This window comes from Streptomyces sp. NPDC127100, assembly GCF_042724095.1.
Classification (GTDB): domain Bacteria; phylum Actinomycetota; class Actinomycetes; order Streptomycetales; family Streptomycetaceae; genus Streptomyces.
In genome coordinates this window covers 1-17,594 of record NZ_JBHXFL010000018.1, presented here as the reverse complement: position 1 = coordinate 17,594, position 17,594 = coordinate 1, and the positions used below count along the sequence as shown (strand labels likewise).

General features: G+C 72.2%; 12 protein-coding genes and 1 pseudogene. 6 read left to right on the top strand and 7 right to left on the bottom strand.

Annotated elements, in window-relative coordinates:
* The first annotated feature begins 40 nt into the window (after positions 1-40).
* On the top strand, positions 41-4,078 hold the full coding sequence (locus tag ACFWJB_RS18410; RefSeq protein ID WP_386923328.1) for an endo-alpha-N-acetylgalactosaminidase family protein: 4,038 nt from the start codon (positions 41-43) through the stop codon (positions 4,076-4,078).
* A gap of 96 nt (positions 4,079-4,174) precedes the next feature.
* Here the strand turns inward: ACFWJB_RS18410 and ACFWJB_RS18405 are convergent, their stop codons facing one another.
* Positions 4,175-6,076 carry a CocE/NonD family hydrolase gene (locus ACFWJB_RS18405; protein WP_386923326.1) on the bottom strand — a complete coding sequence of 634 codons (1,902 nt, stop codon included), beginning with the start codon at positions 6,074-6,076 and terminating at the stop codon, positions 4,175-4,177.
* 337 nt (positions 6,077-6,413) lie between these two features.
* On the opposite strand from ACFWJB_RS18405, the gene ACFWJB_RS18400 reads away from it, so the two are divergent.
* Positions 6,414-6,863, top strand: a complete 450-nt coding sequence (locus tag ACFWJB_RS18400) for a spore-associated protein (protein WP_386923324.1) — start codon at positions 6,414-6,416, stop codon at positions 6,861-6,863.
* A 57-nt stretch (positions 6,864-6,920) separates the two neighbouring features.
* On the opposite strand, the gene ACFWJB_RS18395 is transcribed toward ACFWJB_RS18400, so the two are convergent.
* Positions 6,921-7,931 (bottom strand): hypothetical protein, encoded by a 1,011-nt coding sequence (locus ACFWJB_RS18395; protein ID WP_385468468.1) that lies wholly within the window; start codon positions 7,929-7,931, stop codon positions 6,921-6,923.
* 378 nt (positions 7,932-8,309) lie between these two features.
* On the opposite strand from ACFWJB_RS18395, the gene ACFWJB_RS18390 reads away from it, so the two are divergent.
* Positions 8,310-9,155: an MIP/aquaporin family protein gene (locus ACFWJB_RS18390; RefSeq protein ID WP_385468465.1), complete on the top strand. Its 846-nt coding sequence runs from the start codon at positions 8,310-8,312 to the stop codon at positions 9,153-9,155.
* A 27-nt stretch (positions 9,156-9,182) separates the two neighbouring features.
* On the top strand, positions 9,183-10,700 hold the full coding sequence (gene glpK, locus ACFWJB_RS18385; RefSeq protein ID WP_385468462.1) for a glycerol kinase GlpK: 1,518 nt from the start codon (positions 9,183-9,185) through the stop codon (positions 10,698-10,700).
* A 45-nt stretch (positions 10,701-10,745) separates the two neighbouring features.
* Here glpK and ACFWJB_RS18380 read toward each other — a convergent pair whose 3' ends face one another.
* The 3 genes from ACFWJB_RS18380 to ACFWJB_RS18370 form a co-directional block, all read right to left on the bottom strand.
* On the bottom strand, positions 10,746-11,189 hold the full coding sequence (locus ACFWJB_RS18380; RefSeq protein ID WP_386923321.1) for a DUF3093 domain-containing protein: 444 nt from the start codon (positions 11,187-11,189) through the stop codon (positions 10,746-10,748).
* 77 nt (positions 11,190-11,266) lie between these two features.
* Positions 11,267-13,156 (bottom strand): molecular chaperone HtpG, encoded by a 1,890-nt coding sequence (gene htpG / locus ACFWJB_RS18375; protein WP_386923319.1) that lies wholly within the window; start codon positions 13,154-13,156, stop codon positions 11,267-11,269.
* An 80-nt stretch (positions 13,157-13,236) separates the two neighbouring features.
* Positions 13,237-13,779 (bottom strand): DUF4303 domain-containing protein, encoded by a 543-nt coding sequence (locus ACFWJB_RS18370; protein ID WP_385468454.1) that lies wholly within the window; start codon positions 13,777-13,779, stop codon positions 13,237-13,239.
* A gap of 303 nt (positions 13,780-14,082) precedes the next feature.
* Between ACFWJB_RS18370 and ACFWJB_RS18365 the strand changes: the two genes are divergently transcribed.
* A complete protein-coding gene (locus ACFWJB_RS18365) occupies positions 14,083-14,955 on the top strand; it encodes an SGNH/GDSL hydrolase family protein (protein ID WP_385468451.1) in 873 nt (290 codons plus the stop codon).
* A 31-nt stretch (positions 14,956-14,986) separates the two neighbouring features.
* On the opposite strand, the gene ACFWJB_RS18360 is transcribed toward ACFWJB_RS18365, so the two are convergent.
* Positions 14,987-15,913, bottom strand: coding sequence for a hypothetical protein (locus ACFWJB_RS18360; RefSeq protein WP_385468448.1), 927 nt, complete (start codon positions 15,911-15,913; stop codon positions 14,987-14,989).
* A 22-nt stretch (positions 15,914-15,935) separates the two neighbouring features.
* Positions 15,936-16,328, bottom strand: coding sequence for a hypothetical protein (locus ACFWJB_RS18355; protein ID WP_385468445.1), 393 nt, complete (start codon positions 16,326-16,328; stop codon positions 15,936-15,938).
* Positions 16,329-16,484: 156 nt separating this feature from the next.
* Between ACFWJB_RS18355 and ACFWJB_RS18350 the strand changes: the two are divergent.
* A pseudogene (locus ACFWJB_RS18350) lies at positions 16,485-17,594 on the top strand (CHAT domain-containing protein); the annotation flags it as partial.

Below are 17,594 nucleotides of genomic sequence, written 5' to 3'. Positions count from 1 at the left end.
CCCTCATCCGAATCCGAGGAGGAAGTACCAGGTGGAAAACATGACGTCCCCGTCGTCCCGCCCGCCCGGGCGCAGACGCGGCCCGCGGCCCGGCGCCGTGGCCGCGGCCCTGAGCCTGTGCGTGGGCATGCTGTCGGCCGCGGCCATGCCCGCCGGGGCGGCGCCGCCCCGGGCCCTGCCCGCCCCCGCGTCGGCGGCCACGCCGGTCCAGTTGAGCCGGGGCGGACTGACCGTCACGGTCGCCGAGGAGTTCCCGCAGGTCATCGCCTACCGGCTGGGCACACGCACCCTCGGCGGACAGGCGTCCGTCCTCGACACCTTCACCGTCAACGGCACCCCGCACCGGGCGACGACCACCATGAAGGCGGACGGGAGCAGGGCCACCTACACCTCCACGTTCGCGGACCTCCCGGGCCTCACCATCACCTCGGCCCTCACGGTGACCGAGGACCACACGGTCGTCTTCGCCGTGGAGAAGATCTCCGGGGCGGCCGCATCGACCGTGCGGACCCTCGCGATCCCCGGTCAGTCCCTCGTCTCCGTCGACTCCTCCGCCCCGGGCGCCAACCTCGCGCGGACGAAGATCTCCACGGACTCGACGACGACCGCCGACCACTTCGTTCCGATCACCGCCGGCACCGTCCCGGACAAGGAACCCGTCGGCACCCCGTACGCGTTCGTCGGCAACGCCCAGCTGTCCGCGGGCATCGTCACCAACGCGACGGAGGACTCGCCGCAGAACGACAACACCAACTGGAACACCCGCCTGCAGTCCCGCATCGTCGACACCGGCGACGGCGGGCGCCGGGCGGAGCTGTCCGTCGGCACCTACACCCACCACCCGCAGGGCGCGACCGACTCCCGGGTCGGCACCTACGAGCTGCCCCGGGCGACCGTGGTCCTGGCAGCGGACGCCAACGGCGACGGCACGGTCGACTGGCAGGACGGCGCCATCGCCCACCGGGAGCACATGCGGCGCCCGCTGGGCGCGGACCGGGTGCCCGAGCGGGTGGTGCAGCGGATCCCCTTCAACTTCGCGAGCCAGGCCACCAATCCGTTCCTGAAGACGCTGGACAACACCAAGCGCGTCTCCATGGCCACCGACAACCTCGGGCAGTGGGTGCTGGAGAAGGGCTACGCGAGCGAGGGCCACGACTCGGCGCACCCCGACTACGGCGGAAACGAGAACGTACGCGCGGGCGGCCTGAAGGACCTCAACCGGCTCACCGGGACCGGCGCCGGCTACAACGCGGACTTCGCCGTGCACGTCAACGCCACCGAGGCGTACGCGCAGGCGAAGAACTTCAGCGAGGAGCTGGTCGCCGGGCAGCCGAACGGGTGGGACTGGCTCAACCAGGCCTACCACATCGACCAGCGCAAGGACCTCGGCACCGGCGCCGTCCTGGACCGCTTCGCGCAACTGCGCAAGGAGGCCCCGCAGATCCGGACGGTCTACATCGACGCCTACTACTCCAGCGGCTGGCTGGCCGACGGACTGGCCGCCGGCTTGCGCAGGATGGGCTTCGAGGTCGCCACCGAGTGGTCGTACAAGTTCGAGGGCTCGTCGCTGTGGTCCCACTGGGCGGCCGACAAGAACTACGGCGGCGCCACCAACAAGGGCATCAACTCCGACATCGTCCGGTTCATCGCCAACTCCGACCGTGACGTGTGGAACGTCGACCCGCTGCTCGGCGGCGCCAGCGTCGTCGAGTTCGAGGGATGGACCGGTCACGACGACTGGAACGCCTTCTACCGCAACATCTGGACCGACAACCTGCCCACCAAGTTCCTCCAGCACTACCAGGTGATGGACTGGGACCGCGGCAGGTCGGCGACGCTCTCCGACGGCGTGCGCGTCGAGGCCGTGGACGGCCGGCGCCGGATCTCCATGGGCGACTCGGTCGTGCTCGACGGCGACACCTACCTGCTGCCGTGGGGCGACGCCCGGAAGGGCAACGGCACGTCCTCGCCGGGCGACGCCGACAAGATGTACTTCTTCAGCGCCTCCGGCGGCACCCACACCTTCGACCTGACCGGCCAGTTCGCCGGGAACAGGAACTTCACCCTGTACGCCCTCACCGACCAGGGCCGGGTGGAGAAGGCCCGGGTGAAGGCCACGGGCGGGAAGGTGACGCTGACCGGCGAGAAGGGCTGGCCCTACGTGCTGGTGCCGAACGGCGGCAAGGCGCCCCACCGGGACGCGGACTACGGCGAGTTCACCGGACTGACCGACCCCGGCTTCAACGGCGGCGACCTGGACGCCTGGAACCCGAGCGGCGGCGCCGAGGTCGCCCGGGCCGGCAACGGCGACAACGTCGCCCGCCTCGGCAGCGGCGCCTCCGCCGTCTCCCAGCGGGTCTCCGGCCTGGTCCCGGGCAAGCGGTACACGCTCAGCGCCGACGTCGAGATCGGGCCCGGCGAACGACGCGGCACCACCCTCCGGGTACGCGGCGCCGCCGACGAGGCGGTGAACACCTTCGACATCACCCCGGCACGCAACTGGACGGCGGCCGACGAGAAGCGCGACACCTACTCCCAGCGGGCCGCCGTCGCGTTCACGGCACCGCGTGGCGGCAAGGTCACCGTGGAACTCGGCGCCGGTGCCGGCGGGGCGGCGGTCGTGCTGGACGACGTACGCGTGATGGCGGACACCACCGTGCCGCTCCCCCGCGCCGAGGACGGCACCGTCGTCGCCCATGACGACTTCGAGGGCAACCAGCCCGGCTGGGGTCCGTTCGTGAAGGGCGACGCCGGCGGCGTCACCGACGCCCGCACGAGCATCAGCGACCTGCACGCGCCGTACAGCCAGAAGGCGTGGAAGAACACCTACTCCCCCTACGACAGCGGCACGTTGAAGGGCAAGGCGGTCGACGACGTCCTCGCCGGGCGGCACTCGCTGAAGTCCCACGCGGAGAACACCGGGCTGGTGTACCGCACGACTCCGGCCACGGTGCCGTTCGAGGAGGGCCACAGGTACCGGGTCTCGTTCGCGTACCAGACCAACATCGAGGGCCAGTGGGCCTGGGTCACCGGCGCGGACCGGGTCGCGGACGGGCGGACGTCCTCCCGGGACATCAGCCGCGACGTGCTGGAGCCCGCCCTGGACACGGCGACGTACTCCCGCGAGTTCGTCGCGGGCTGCGGGGACTCCTGGGTCGGGCTGCGCAAGCTCGGCGGTGCCGGCGGCACGGACCTTGTCGTCGACGACTTCACCGTGACCGATCTGGGCGAGGCCGGTGCCGGGGCCGCCTGCGCGAACGTGGGCGTGCCGGCCGGTGCCGAGCTGAGCCCCGGCGTGCCGGGGCAGTTCGTCACCACCTTCACCAACAACGAGTCCACCGACGTCGTGAACGTCGGCATGGCGCTGCGGGGGCTGCCCGAGGGCTGGAAGGCCGAGGTCGACAAGGAGGACGGCAACCTCTTCGAGACCGTGAAGCCGGGCGCCGCCGTGCGCACCACCTGGCTCCTGACCCCGCCCGCCAGCGCGGCCGGCACCACCGCCTCCTGGCAGGCGAGCGCCACCTACGCCCATGCCGGGGCCACCAAGACCGTCACGGCGGACGCCCGGGCCGCGGTGACCACCGAGCCGTTGCTCTCCCCCGGCTCGATGACCGCCACCGCCGACTCGGAGAACGGCTCCTCCGGTGCCGGGGAGGGCCCCGTGTCCAACGTCCTCGACGGCGACCCGGGAACCATCTGGCACACCGACTACAGCAACGCCCCCGCGCCCTACCCGCACTGGGTGACGCTGCGACTCGGCGGCGCGGCGGACGTGGACGGCTTCGGCTACCTGAACCGGCAGAGCGGCGGTCAGAACGGCCGCGTCGGCGGCTACGAGGTCGCCGTGTCGGAGGACGGCGCGCAGTGGAGGACGGTGGCCAAGGGCACGCTGAAGGACGTGCCGCAGATGCAGCGCGTCTCCTTCGACCGGGTCCGGGCCACGCACGTACGGTTCACGGCCCTGGACGCGCTCAACGGGCAGCCGTTCGCCGCGGCCGCGGAGATGCGGGTGTACGGCACGCCGGCGGACCTGCCGACGGGCTATCCCCCGGGTGAGCGGCCCGCCGACCGGAGCTGACCCGGCCCGCCCCCGGCGCGGTCCGCCGGGGGCTTCCGGGCCGGCCCCGGGGCGAGGGCCGGCCCCGGCCGTCTCGCCGCCGGGGCCGGCCAGGGGTCAGAGGCGGTCGCCCGGGACCACCGTGAACGTCGCCGGTCCGGCCGGCAGGTTCACCGTGTACTGGCGGAGATACGTGTCCAGGAACGGTGAGCGGTCCCCGGCGGTGGGCACGTCGTCGGCCGGGTTGTCCAGGGCCAGCCTGAGCTTCGCGCCCTTGACCTGGATGGTCTCGCCCGACGGTGTGTCACGCCACGAACCCGTCCGGATCGAACCGATCTCCACCGCCAGGACGTGCCCCGATGACAGCGTCCAGTCGGTCGCCTTCAGATCGACGGTCAACCGGCCCGAGTCCACCAGGGAGACCTGTTCGTCGAACATGACGGCGGTGCCGTCCGGGGCGACGTCGTACAGCTTGAGCATCACGTTGCCCTCGCCCTTCGCGGTCAGCGACACCTGGGGGGTGCCGGTGACGCGCACGTCCTTCTTCAGCGGCTTCGACCAGACGAAGAAGCTGGAGGTGACCGCGCCGGCCTGCTGACGCTTCGCCAGTTCCTTCGCCACTCCTCGCGGCGGGGCCTGCTCGGTCGCGGGCGCGTTCTCCATGTCCCAGGTGCCGGACGGCTGCGCGGGCGGCTGCGGGGCCGGCCCGCCGGAGGCGGTCAGCGCGGCTCGGGCGGAGGCGCCGCCGTCGTCCACGTAGGAGCCGCCGCCGAGCGGTAGGGTGACCGTCCGCTCCGTCACGGGCCAGGTGCGCTGGGCGCGCCAGGCGCCGGTGGAGTCCTCGACCGCGTAGGCCGGGTAACGGACGGACGGCCGGACGCCCTTGAGGTACTGGTCGTAGAAGGACAAGGTCTCCTCGTACCAGCCCTCGCGGCCCATCGCCAGGCGTCCGTCACCGACGCGGTCGCCTCCGCGCACGTGGTCCCACTGGCCGAGCCAGCCGCGCTCGGGGCCCTTGTGGTTGCGGAGGTACTCCTCCATCTCCTCGGGCTTGGTGTTGTTCTCGATGAAGCCCTGGGTCACGAAGAGCGGGGTGTCGCTCCCTCTGGCCATCCTCGCCAGGTCGCGGGAGGTCCAGTACGGGTCCCGCTGGTCGGATATCCGGTAGCCGGCCGAGTTCTCCGTCAGGCACTCCGGATGGGTCTCCTCGTACCGGGCGTTGGCCTGGTAGCGCGGGTCGTCGTCCGCCATCGGAGGCATGGTGGCGATGGAGTTGTACGCCCCGGCGGTGCCGGTCACGTTCGGGCGGGGCACGCCGTTGGAGTAGATGTACTGGTACATGTCCCACAGCGGTTCCTGGGCGACGACGGCCTTGAGGGCCCGCTGGTCCAGGTTGTTGCCGATGAGGCCCGTGACGGCGTCGTACGACTTGCCGTACATGCCCACGGCGCCGGTGGACCACGGCTGCTCGGCGGCCCAGTCGACCGCGGCCCGGACGTCGGCCTGCTCGCCGGGCCCGCCCCAGTCGAGGCAACCGGTCGAGCCGCCGAAGCCGCGCAGGTCCACCATGACGAAGGCGTATCCCCGGGCGAACAGGTCGGTGCCCTCGATGAAGTCCTGGAAGCGGGACGAGGGGCCGGTGCGGGACCAGCCCTCCGGGCCGGTCTGCCCGGAGTGCGAGAAGTAGGGGCCGACGGACAGGATGACCGGCACCTTCGCGTTCTTCCGCCCGGCCGTCCGCTCGGGCAGCAGGACGTCGGCGTGCAGCTGGGTGCCGGATCCGTCCGAGGACGGGAAGTAGTGCTGGGTCCAGACCGAGCCCTCGGGGACGCGGTCGTTCTCCTGGTGGGTGACGGGGTCGGTCGCGGTGGCCACCGATCCCGTCAGGGACCGTGGTGCGGTGGCCGGTCGGGCCTCCGTGCCGTGCGCCGCGACGGCGGGGCCGGCCAGTCCGGCGGTCAGCGCCAGGGCGGCGGCAAGGGCCGAGGCGGTCCGGGTGGCCGCGCTACGGGCTCTCACATGCTCCTCCTTGAACGGTGGGTGCAGGTGGTGCGGGTGGTGCAGGTTTAGCAGCGATACCGGTCGCACGTCGATGGGGCGTGCGATTTCCCCGCGGGCGCGCCGGGTGACGGCCCCTCACCTCTCGCGGTGGGGTGCGCGTTCGGGACCGGCTCACGCCGCCCGCCTCGTCAAGGCGCCTGCGACCGGCGCCGGTAGCCCGACGGGGTGTCAGTGCGCCCCCCCTCTGCGCCGGTTGCCGGAAATTCCCGGCGACAGCGACACAACCATTCCTGTACGTGACGGGTCACACCAGGCAGGAGCACCAACCGGGTCCAAGACCGCACAAGGGGGAAAAATGATCTCAACCCGCTCGAAGCTCGCCGCGGCCGCACTGGTGGCGGTGTCGGTCGGCGGCACCACCGCCCTGGCCGCGCCCGCCTCCGCCGCGGCGAGCGTCACCCCGCAGACCGTCTGCGGCAGCGCCTACAAGACCGTCAACTCCGCGCCCATCGGCTCCAGGGGGACCCTCTACCTGACCTACAACGCCTCCAACGGCAACAACTGTGTCGTGACCATCCGCAAGTCGGTGGGCACGGCCGTGGACATGTCGGCGTACCTGTACGTCCCCGACACCGACCAGGGTGACGGGGACTTCGGGGCGTACACCTCGTACGCGGGCCCGGTCTACGCCTACGGCAAGGGCCACTGCGTCGACTGGGGCGGCAGCATCGGCGGCGTGTCCGTGCAGGTGACCGGCTCCAACTGCGCGGCGCTGAAGGAGCACCGGGTCACCACGACCCGCTGACCGGCGTCCGGCCCGCCCCGGCGGGGCGCACGGCGCCCTTGCCGGGGCGGTCCGGGGTCAGAACTCGTCCTCCGGGAAGTCCGGGTCGGCGAGGCCGCTCTCGGCGAACTCCTTGTCGTCCATCCCCGGGCCGCCGAAGAAGCCCTCCATGAGCTCCGGCAGGTTCAGCTCGGTGGCACCGGCCGGGGCGGTGGGCTTGGTGCCGTCGCTCATCCGGAGCGTCAGTCCCAGCTTCTTGACCTTGGCGTTCTCGGCCAGCCCGGCGAGGTCCAGGTCCACCTCGGTGAGCTCACCGTTCTTGAGCGTGAAGTCCGCCGTCACGTCGGTGTCGGGGGCGTCCTTCAGGTCCTTGTCCGTCGGCAGGTCCATGCCCGGAGGCAGGTCCTTCGCCAGCGGCCGGAGCTCGTCGAACAGCTCGGTGATCAGCGTGCGGAACGGCGCCGTGGCGGTGACGTGCTCGGTGCCGTTCTTCCCGTCGGCCGTCTTGAAGTCCACCTCGCGGGCGATGACCCCGCGCAGGGCCTTGACGAGCTTCTGCTGCGTCTTGGCGTCCAGCGTCGGCTCGGGAGCGGGGGCGCCCTGCTCCTCCTCGCCCTCCAGGGCGGCCTCCTGCATCTCCTTGGTGTTGAACTTCACCCACTTGCCCTCGAGGACGTCTCCCATGGCCCCGGCCTCCGGGGGCAGGTCCTCGGCGGCCGGCATGGGGCTGCCCATCATCCTGCCGATGGTGTCGACGTCGGCACGGACGTAGGTGTAGTCGCCGATCACGCGGTACTCCGCGAGGTCGCCGTCCGGGTGGCCGATCTTCATGGCCATGCCGACGATGTCCTTCTCACCCGACTCGGCGAGCGGCTTCTTCGACTGCACGGTGACCGTGATCTTCGCGTCGCTGATCAGCTCGGCGGCCTCGTCCGGGATCGCCTCGTCGGGCGCGGGCTCGGAGGCGGCGTCCAGCGCCTTCAGCGACGCGACGTCGGTGTCCAGGTCGAGCTCGAAGGAGAGGGTCTTCTTGTTGCCGAGCTTCTCGAAGGCCTGATCGAGCTTCTTGCCGGCGGAGAGCTGCTCCACCGTGCCGCAGGCGGCGGAGCCCGCGAGAACGGCACCGACGACGGCGGTGGCGGTCAGGGTCTTGCGTATGGCGCTGATGATGGTCTCCTCGTGAGTCCGATCACGGTGTGATCGATCTGAAGACTCACAACCCGCTCACAAGGTTGCCCTCCGGTCACCGAACAGTCCGTCACACGTACGGAGCAGCGCGCGTGAGTCCCTGTCACCCGTCCGCCCCGCCCCGTCCGCCCCGTTGAGCGGCACGGACGAGGGGGAGTTCGCCGTCCGCGGCCTCCGACGCCGTGGCGCCTGACATGCGCTCGCCGGTGATCGGTCCTAGCGTGACTGACGTCGCTCGGGTGATCGACGGCCGGCCCAGCCGGCGGAAGGCGAGCTGTCATGGCTGAGCGGAGCAAACGGACCGCATTGATCGGCGAACTGTCGGCCGAATTCGCCGGCACGATGATCCTCATCCTCTTCGGCTGCGGCGTGGTGGCCCAGGTCGTCGCGGCCGGCGCACTCACGGACCCGCCGGGCGGCCTCGGTGACCACGACAGCATCGCCTGGGCGTGGGGCCTCGGCGTCACGCTGGGCGTCTACGTGGCGGCACGGCTCAGCGGCGCCCACCTCAACCCGGCGGTGACCCTGGCCCTCGCCGCGTTCCGGGGCTTCCAGTGGAGCAAAGTGCTTCCCTACGTGCTGGCCCAGACGGCCGGCGCGTTCGTGGCCGCCCTCCTGGTCCGCTGGAACTACAGCGAGGCACTGGCCGCGGCCGACCCCGGGCACACAACCAAGACGCAGATCGTCTTCTCCACCCTGCCCGCCAACGGCAATCCGGCGCTGCCGGTCCACGAGTGGGGCGCGTTCCGCGACCAGGTCATCGGCACCGCCATCCTGCTGTTGCTGATCATGGCCCTCACCGACCTGATGAACAATCCGCCGGGTGCGAACCTGGCGCCGTTCATCATCGGTCTGGTCGTGGTCGCGATCGGCATGGCGTGGGGTGCCGACGCGGGGTACGCCATCAACCCGGCCCGCGACTTCGGCCCCCGGCTGGCCAGCTTCATCACGGGGTACGGCGGAGCCTGGCGGGATCAGTACGGGAACTTCTACTTCTGGGTGCCGATCGTCGGCCCGCTGGTCGGCGGCCTGCTGGGCGCGGCTCTGTACAAGGTGTTCGTCGGCCGCTTCCTGCCGACCGCCGAGCCCGAGCCCCCGGGACGCGTCCCGACACCCGCGGACTGACCACACCGGCTGGAGAGGCAGCGAATCATGGCGGACTTCATCGGCGCGGTGGACCAGGGGACCACCAGCACCCGATTCATGATCTTCGATCACGGTGGCAACGAGGTGGCGAAGCACCAGCTGGAGCACGCCCAGATCCTCCCGCGTTCCGGGTGGGTGGAGCACGACCCGGTGGAGATCTGGGAGCGCACCAACTCGGTGATGCAGAACGCGCTGCGCTACGGCGGTCTGTCGGCGACCGACCTGGCGGCGATCGGCATCACCAACCAGCGTGAGACCACTGTGGTCTGGGACCCCCGCAACGGCCGCCCCTACTACAACGCCATCGTCTGGCAGGACACGCGCACCGACACGATCGCGGCGAACCTGGAACGCTCGGGCCGGGGCGACGTCATCCGGCGCAAGGCCGGGCTGCCTCCGGCGACGTACTTCTCCGCCGGCAAGATCCAGTGGATCCTGGAGAACGTCGACGGCGTACGCGAAGCGGCGGAACGGGGCCACGCGCTCTTCGGCAACACCGACGCCTGGGTGCTGTGGAACCTGACGGGCGGGCCCGACGGCGGCATCCACGCCACCGACGTGACCAACGCCAGCCGCACCATGCTGATGAACCTGGAGACGCTCGACTGGGACGAGGAGCTGCTGAGCTTCTTCGACATCCCCCGTGCGATGCTGCCGGCCATCAACGCCTCCTCGCACCCGGAGGCGTACGGGGTGACCCGGACGACCCGGCCGCTGCGTACGGCCCTTCCGATCGGCGGGGTCCTCGGCGACCAGCAGGCGGCCACGGTCGGGCAGGTGTGCTTCCGCCCCGGTGAGGCCAAGAACACCTACGGCACCGGCAACTTCCTGGTGCTCAACACCGGCACGGAACTGGTCCGTTCCCAGCACGGTCTGCTCACCACGGTGGCCTACCGGTTCGGCGACGAGCCCGTCGTGTACGCCCTCGAAGGCTCCATCGCGGTGACCGGGTCCGCCGTGCAGTGGCTGCGCGACCAGATGAAGATCATCAACACCGCCGCCGAGAGCGAGGACCTCGCCCGCACCGTCGACGACAACGGCGGCATGTACTTCGTGCCCGCCTTCTCCGGCCTCTTCGCACCGTACTGGCGTTCCGACGCCCGCGGGGCCATCGTCGGTCTCGCCCGGTACAACGACAACGCCCACCTGGCCCGGGCCACGCTGGAGGCCATCTGCTACCAGAGCCGCGACGTCGTGGAGGCCATGGAGCAGGACTCCGGGGTCCATCTCGACGTGCTCAAGGTGGACGGCGGCGTCACCGCCAACGACCTGTGCATGCAGATCCAGTCCGACGTCCTCGGCGTCCCGGTCAGCCGTCCCGTCGTCGCCGAGACCACCGCGCTGGGCGCCGCCTACGCGGCGGGGCTGGCCACGGGGTTCTGGCGGGACACCGACGAGCTGCGCACGCACTGGCACGAGGACAGGCGCTGGGAACCCGGGTGGACCGACGAGCAGCGTGCGGAGGGCTACGCGGGCTGGAAGAGGGCGGTGGAGCGCACGCTCGACTGGGTGAAGATCCCCTGACGCGCCGGGTCGCCCGGGAGGGGCGCCGGCGCTCGCCCGCCGCGGTCAGCGGCGGGCGAAGGACAGCACGGCGAGGAGGGTGGCCGGCTGCCGGGTGGAGAGGTACACGTAGGGCGCCGGACTGTCCGGGTCCTCGATCTCGATGCGCAGGGCCGTCGGGATGTGACTGCGCAGCAGCATCTTCGCGCGTACGTCGGCCCGCCGGGTGCGCCACAGGAACGCCTCCTCGGGGTCGAGGATCTCCGCCAGCCCGAGCGCGGTCAGCGGGAAGCGGAGCTGTCCGGCCGTCAGGTGCCGGTCCGTCACCACGATGGCGGCGGCACCGTAGGCGTGCAGCCCCAGGGCGGTGAGGGCCGCCACGAGCAGCAGCCCGGTGACGGCGGCGACGGGCCCGAAGGGCAGCAGGAGGACGGCGGCCATCACGCTCAGCAGGGCGGCGAGCCAGGAGGCGGCTCTCGGGACGCCGAGGCGTTCTTCGTACAGACGCATGTGCTCACCTTCTCAGCTCCGCCCCGGCAGGCGGGCGGCGGCCGGGGGTGCCCCGCCCGGCCGTCGCCCGAGCGGGCCTACAGGGTGCGCTCCAGGCGGTCCGCCACGAGCTTGACGAACCGGGCCGGGTCCTGCGGCCGGCCGCCCTCGGCGAGTACGGCGAGGGCGTGGAGGAGTTCGGCGGTCTCGGTGACCTCCGTGCGGTCCGCGCGCTCGGTGTGGGCCCGGTTCAGGGCCTTCACCAGCTCGTGGTCCGGGTTGAGTTCGAGGATGCGCTTGGCGCGGGGCACCTCCTGGCCCATCGCCCGGTACATGTTCTCCAGCGCGGGCGTGAGGTCGTCGGCGTCGGAGACGACGCAGGCCGGGGAGACCGTGAGGCGGGAGGAGAGGCGGACCTCCTTGACGTCCTCGCCCAGGTGCTCCGTCATCCAGCCGAGCAGCCCGGCGTACTCCTCGCTCCGCCGGTCCTTCTCCGCGTCGGCCTCGTCCTCCCGGTCGCCGTCGAGGTCGATCTCGCCCTTGGTCACCGAACGCAGCCGCTTGCCGTCGAACTCCCCCACCGCGTCGGTCCAGACCTCGTCCACCGGGTCGGTGAGCAGCAGGACCTCGACCCCCTTGGCCCGGAAGGCCTCCATGTGCGGGGAGGCCTCCATGGCCTGCCGGGACTCGCCCGTCATGAAGTAGACGGTGTCCTGGCCGTCCTTCATCCGCTCCACGTACTGCTTCAGGGTGACCGGCGTGTCGGCGTCGTGCGTGGTCGCGAACGAGCAGACGGCGAGGAGCGCGTCGCGGTTGTCGGGGTCGGTGATGAGACCCTCCTTGAGGACGGCGCCGAACTCCCGCCACAGCGTGGCGTAGCGGTCCGGGGCGGACGTCATCATGTCCTTGACCGTCGACAGGACCTTCTTGGTCAGGCGGCGCTGGATCATGCGGATGTGCCGGTCCTGCTGGAGGATCTCGCGGGAGACGTTGAGCGAGAGGTCCTGCGCGTCGACGACGCCCTTGACGAAGCGCAGGTAGGGCGGGAGGAGTTCCTCGCAGTCGTCCATGATGAAGACGCGCTTGACGTAGAGCTGCACGCCGCGCCGGTGTCCCTGGGTGAACAGGTCGTGCGGGGCGTGGGACGGGACGAAGAGCAGGGCCTGGTACTCGAAGGTGCCCTCCGCCTGGAGCCGGATCGTCTCCAGCGGCTCCCGCCAGTCGTGGCCGAGGTGCTTGTACAGCTCGTGGTACTCGTCGTCGGACACCTCGTCGCGCGGGCGCGCCCACAGGGCCTTCATCGAGTTGAGGGTCTCGGGCTCGCCGTCGTCCCCGGTCCCGCCGACGAGGCGGATGGGCCAGGTGATGAAGTCCGAGTACCGCTTGACGATCTCCTTCACCTTCCAGGGGGAGGTGTAGTCGTGGAGCTGGTTCTCGGTGTCCGCCGGCTTGAGGTGGAGGGTGACGGACGTGCCCTGCGGTGCGTCGTCGACCGTTTCCAGGGTGTACGTGCCCTCGCCGCGCGAGGACCAGCGCGTGCCCTGGGACTCGCCGGCGCGCCGGGTCACCAGGGTGACCTCGTCGGCCACCATGAAACCCGAGTAGAAACCGACGCCGAACTGCCCGATGAGCCCGTCGCCCCCGTCGCCGTCCTCGGCCTCGCGCAGTTCCTTGAGGAACGCGGCCGTGCCCGAGTTGGCGATGGTGCCGATGAGCCGTGTGACCTCGTCGTAGGACATTCCGATGCCGTTGTCCCGCACGGTGAGGGTGCGGGCCCCGCTGTCGATGTCGAGGTCGATGTGCAGGTCGGTCACATCGACGTCGAGCGTGTCGTCCCGCAGGGCGGCCAGGCGCAGCTTGTCCAGCGCGTCGGAGGCGTTGGAGACGAGCTCGCGCAGGAAGACGTCCTTGTTCGAGTAGACCGAGTGGATCATCAGCTGAAGGAGCTGACGCGCCTCTACCTGGAACTCAAACGTTTCGGTCGGCATGGTTGGTGGCTACCTCACTGATCCGCAGTCTGCACTGGCGGAGGCCACTTTAGAACAGCCGGGGCGCTCCCCGGGTGCCGTCAGGCGTCGTCTAGGACGGCGGCCTCCTCCAGCCATTCGGTGAGGGCCTCGGGCGGGTTGAGCCGCAGCGTCCTCTCGTCGTTGCCCGTGTCCGGCGGGACGACCTCGACGGCGACGACGACACCGTGGCGGGCGGTGCCCGTGCCGAAGAGTCCCTCCGCGTCCAGGCGTGCCACGGCCGTCTCCATCGCCCGCAGCCGCAGGTCGAACTCCGCCTCGTCCTCGCCGTCGGGCAGGTCGGCGAGCTCGCCGCGGGCCGCGAAGAGGTCGCGCACCGGCTCGAGGTGCCGTTCGCCCCAGCAGCAGAACGGGGAGTCGGCGTAGGACCACTTGAGGTCGAGGGGCGGGCAGTCGTGACGGGCCGCCTGTTCGGCGAGGGCCTGCTCGGACCAGGCGGACAGCGCCGGTCCGTACGCCTCGCCGGGGGTGACCAGGGTGCAGTAGTAGAACCGGTGGCCGGGGTTCTCCCGGAACAGGTCGGTGAAGGCGGCGCGGGCCGCGCGGTGCACGGCGTCGGTCAGGTCGTACTCGGTCGGGATCACGGGGTCGGCTCCGGGTGCGGGGGCTGGGCGGCAGGGGCACGGCGACGGGCACCGGAGCGCCCGCTGCAAGAAGTTCAGTCAACAACGTTGACGCGGTGTCGGGGCCGCGGGCACATTACTTAACGGTAGAACCGATCGGTAACTCGCGTTCGGTACTCCGCGGTCGTCGGCGTGCGCGTCCCGCTCGCGGCACGGCCGTCGCCCGTCCTTCGCTCGAGCCGCCGCACTCTCACCGATCAGCACGCCTGCGCGGGCGCGACCGCGCCCGCTCACCCGTGCCCCCCTCCCGAGAAGAGAGAGCACATGCCGAAGCATGCCGTGCGCCGTGTCATGACCGCGACAGTAGCCGCGGTCGGCACGCTGGCCCTCAGCGTCACCGCCGCCGCCGCCGACACCGCGCCGTCCCTCGACTACGTCGCCCTCGGCGACAGCTACAGCGCCGGCTCCGGCGTGCTGCCCGTGGACCCGACGAACCTGCTGTGCCTGCGCTCCACGGCGAACTACCCGCACGTCATCGCCTCCCGGACGGGCGCCCGGCTCGACGACGTCACCTGCGGCGCCGCCGAGACGAAGCACTTCACGCAGTCCCAGTACCCGGGGGTCGCCCCTCAGGTGGACGCGCTCGGCGCGGACACGGACCTGGTGACGCTGACCATCGGCGGCAACGACAACGGCACGTTCATCAACGCGGTGACGGCGTGCGGCACCGCGGGCCTGCTCAGCGGCGGCAAGGGCAGCCCCTGCAAGGACAAGCACGGCACGTCCTTCGACGACCAGATCGAGGCGAACACCTATCCCGCCCTCAAGGAGGCCCTGCGCAGCGTCCGCGCGAAGGCGCCCAACGCGCGTGTGGCGGCCCTGGGTTACCCGTGGATCGTGCCGGCCACCGCCGACCCGTCCTGCTTCCTGAAGCTGCCGATCGCCTCCGGTGACGTGCCCTACCTGCGGAGCATCCAGACGCACCTCAACGCGGTCGTCGAGCGGGCCGCCGAGGAGACCGGTGTGACCTACGTGGACTTCGCCCGGGCCTCCGAGGGGCACGACGCCTGCAAGGCCCCCGGCACCCGGTGGATCGAACCGCTCCTGTTCGGTCAGAACCTGGTCCCCGTCCACCCCAACGCGCTGGGCGAGCGCCGCATGGCCGAGCACACCATGGGCGTCCTCGGTCTGGGCTGACCCGGCGGCCGGGGCCGTACCCGCCACGGTGTCAGCCGGCCTTGCGGAACAGCTCCGACATCCGGTCGCCCGCGCCGGCGGTCAGCACCCCGGCCGACTCCGGCGCCAGCAGGCCGACCCGCGCGGCCAGTTCCCTGCCGTGGACGTCGACGGCGGCCTCGACGAGTTCCGCCAGCGCCTCCAGCGCCGCCCGGGCCCGTGCCCGGGACACGGCCGCGCAGGCGACGGCGACCGGCGCGGCCGGCCACCACCAGCAGGCGACCAGGGCGTAGCCGACCGCCCAGGCCGCGAGCCGTCCCGCGGCGCCGAAGGAGTCGCGGGACGACTGGATCTGCCGAACGGCGGGTTCGGGGAGGATCAGCCACAGCCGGGGCCACAACGCCGCGAGGTCGACGCCGTAGGCGTCCTCGACGCGGTCCGCCACCGCCTGCATCCGGTCGCCGTACCAGCAGGGCCGCACCGGCGGGCGCGGCGCGACGCGGTCGCGGGCCTCGGTGAGGTCCTGGATACGTGCCCACTCGGCCGCCGGGACCGTCAGCGCACCGTCCGCTCCCCCGCCCGCCGGGACGGTCCGGGCCACCGCCTCCTCGAGCCTGGCGTCCCTCAGGGTCCACCGGCGCCGTCGTCGTGCGGTCAGGGCGCGGGAGAGCCGGTCGCGGCCGGACCGCAGCCAGTACCGCTCGATCGCGCCGCCGAGGAACTGCGCCGCGAGCGCCGCCGCGGCGGCGGTGAGCAGGACCAGGGCCACCAGCAGCGCGGCCGTGCCGGTCCGGTCGAGCGCGGGACGGGCGGCGAGGTCGTCCAGCGTGCCGCGCAGCCGGTCGACGTCGTGCCAGTGACGGTGCCCGAGGCGGCTGCCGACGGCCACGACGGCGAGGAAGAGGGCGCCGGGCAGCACCAGCAGGTTGAGCCAGCGCTCGGTGAGCTTGCCGCCCAGGGTGGCGAGGAGTGGGTTCATGGAAGCGGCGGACCGGGCGCGGTCACCGGTCGGGGCGCAGGCGCGCCTTGGTCATGCGCACATCGTGGACGGCGCAGTGCGGGGCGGGCAGCAGGTCGCGGGCCCGCTCCGTACGGCTGCAGCGCGCGGGACCGGGGCACACGGCCACCTTGACGTGCGTGGTCACGCCGGGCACCTCGACCCCCCGGGAGGCGACGAGCAGTCCGCCCGCGTACCCGGCCCGGCGCAGGGCGTGGTCGAGGGCGTCGAAGCAGACCGCGAGCTCCTCGGGGCCCGCGCCCGCGCGCAGCAGGTCCCGCGCACGCTCGGCCGCCTCCCCCACGCCGGGCTGCTGCATCTCCTCCCGGGAGCCGAGCAGGGCGCACAACGCCGCCTGCCGTCGCACGAGTTCGGGGGCGCCGGGCGATACGGTCATGGTCCAAGTGTGCCTTACGAAGGGCACAGTGGAGAGTGAGTCGCCAAGCCGCCGGAGCCGACAGCGCAGGGGGACGACAGGGTGAGGGACGACCGGGACCGGCACTTACGGGCCGTCCGCGCCCGCTTGGCGCGAGCGGGCACCGCGGAGACGGGGGTGGATCCGGGCGTGGTGTTCGGCCCCGACGCGGACGCCGAACTGCGGGCCCTGCTGCGGGCCGTGGACCCGAGGACCGATCTGGAGGCCCGGCACGTGGCCGGATGGCTGTGCATCGCCCGCGCGTCGGCCACCGCCGGTGCCGGGGGAAGCGTCCACGGCGCCATGGCCGGAACGCTGCTCTTCCCCGTGTGGGCGGCCGATCCCCGGCTCGTGCCACCGCAGTTGGCAGCCGGTTTCGCCGCCACCGCCCCCGCGGATCGCCCCGACCCGGCGGACGCCGACGGGGCCGCCGAGTGGTCCGCGCAGTGCGCCGCGGCCCTGATCGCGGCCGATGGCCGGCAGCACCGGCCGCCGCGTGACGCAACGGAGGCCGACCGGCGTCTGTACGCCCTGGCCGAGCGGGTGAGCGCCTCGGTGCAGAGCCGTGACGTGCTGCTCGCGACGGCCGTCGCCACGGGCAGCCTCGCCGTCCTCGCGACTCCGGAGGACGACCCCGCGTACGGCGCCCGGATCGCCGATCTGACCCACGCGCTGTCCCTCGGCGAACGGGACGGCGCGCCGGGCGCCGGCCCGGACGCGGAAGCCGCGCTCCGGCTCGCCCACCGCACCGTCAAGGCGCTCCCCGGCCACTCCCCCGACCGGCTTCCGGCGCTCAGCAACCTGGGCATCCAGCTGCTGGACCGCTACCAGCGGGCGCACGACCCGGAGGACCTGTACGAAGCGGTCGGCATCGCACGGGACGTGCTGGCCCAACTCCCCGCCGGAAGTCCGCATCCGGCGCACTGCCTGAGCACCCTGGGCGCGACGCTGCTGGCGCTGCGGCACCGGGAGGGCGGCACCCCTGAGGAGTGCGACGAGGTGGTGGACCTGTTCCGCCGGGCCGCCCCCGGCGACCCGAAGGGTCCGGCCGCGGCCGGCCTCAACCTGGGCCTCGCCCTCGTCCTGCGGTACCAGCGGGCCGGCCGGCCGCACGATCTGCACGAGGCGGTCGCGGTGTTCACCGAGGCCCTCGGCGCGGGGGGGGGGGGCGGGGCGGGCCCCCCGGCCCCCCCCCCCCCGGGGCCCGCCGGGGGGCCCCCGGGCCGCCGGAGCCGCCCAACCCCCCCC

Bases quoted from the DNA above. Each gene is read 5' to 3' on its own strand.
- ACFWJB_RS18410 (WP_386923328.1), top strand. From the start codon at position 41: ATGACGTCCCCGTCGTCCCGCCCGCCCGGGCGCAGACGCGGCCCGCGG.
- ACFWJB_RS18400 (WP_386923324.1), top strand. From the start codon at position 6,414: ATGATCTCAACCCGCTCGAAGCTCGCCGCGGCCGCACTGGTGGCGGTG.
- ACFWJB_RS18390 (WP_385468465.1), top strand. From the start codon at position 8,310: ATGGCTGAGCGGAGCAAACGGACCGCATTGATCGGCGAACTGTCGGCC.
- glpK (WP_385468462.1), top strand. From the start codon at position 9,183: ATGGCGGACTTCATCGGCGCGGTGGACCAGGGGACCACCAGCACCCGA.
- ACFWJB_RS18380 (WP_386923321.1), bottom strand. From the start codon at position 11,189: ATGCGTCTGTACGAAGAACGCCTCGGCGTCCCGAGAGCCGCCTCCTGG.
- htpG (WP_386923319.1), bottom strand. From the start codon at position 13,156: ATGCCGACCGAAACGTTTGAGTTCCAGGTAGAGGCGCGTCAGCTCCTT.
- ACFWJB_RS18365 (WP_385468451.1), top strand. From the start codon at position 14,083: ATGCCGAAGCATGCCGTGCGCCGTGTCATGACCGCGACAGTAGCCGCG.
- ACFWJB_RS18360 (WP_385468448.1), bottom strand. From the start codon at position 15,913: ATGAACCCACTCCTCGCCACCCTGGGCGGCAAGCTCACCGAGCGCTGG.
- ACFWJB_RS18355 (WP_385468445.1), bottom strand. From the start codon at position 16,328: ATGACCGTATCGCCCGGCGCCCCCGAACTCGTGCGACGGCAGGCGGCG.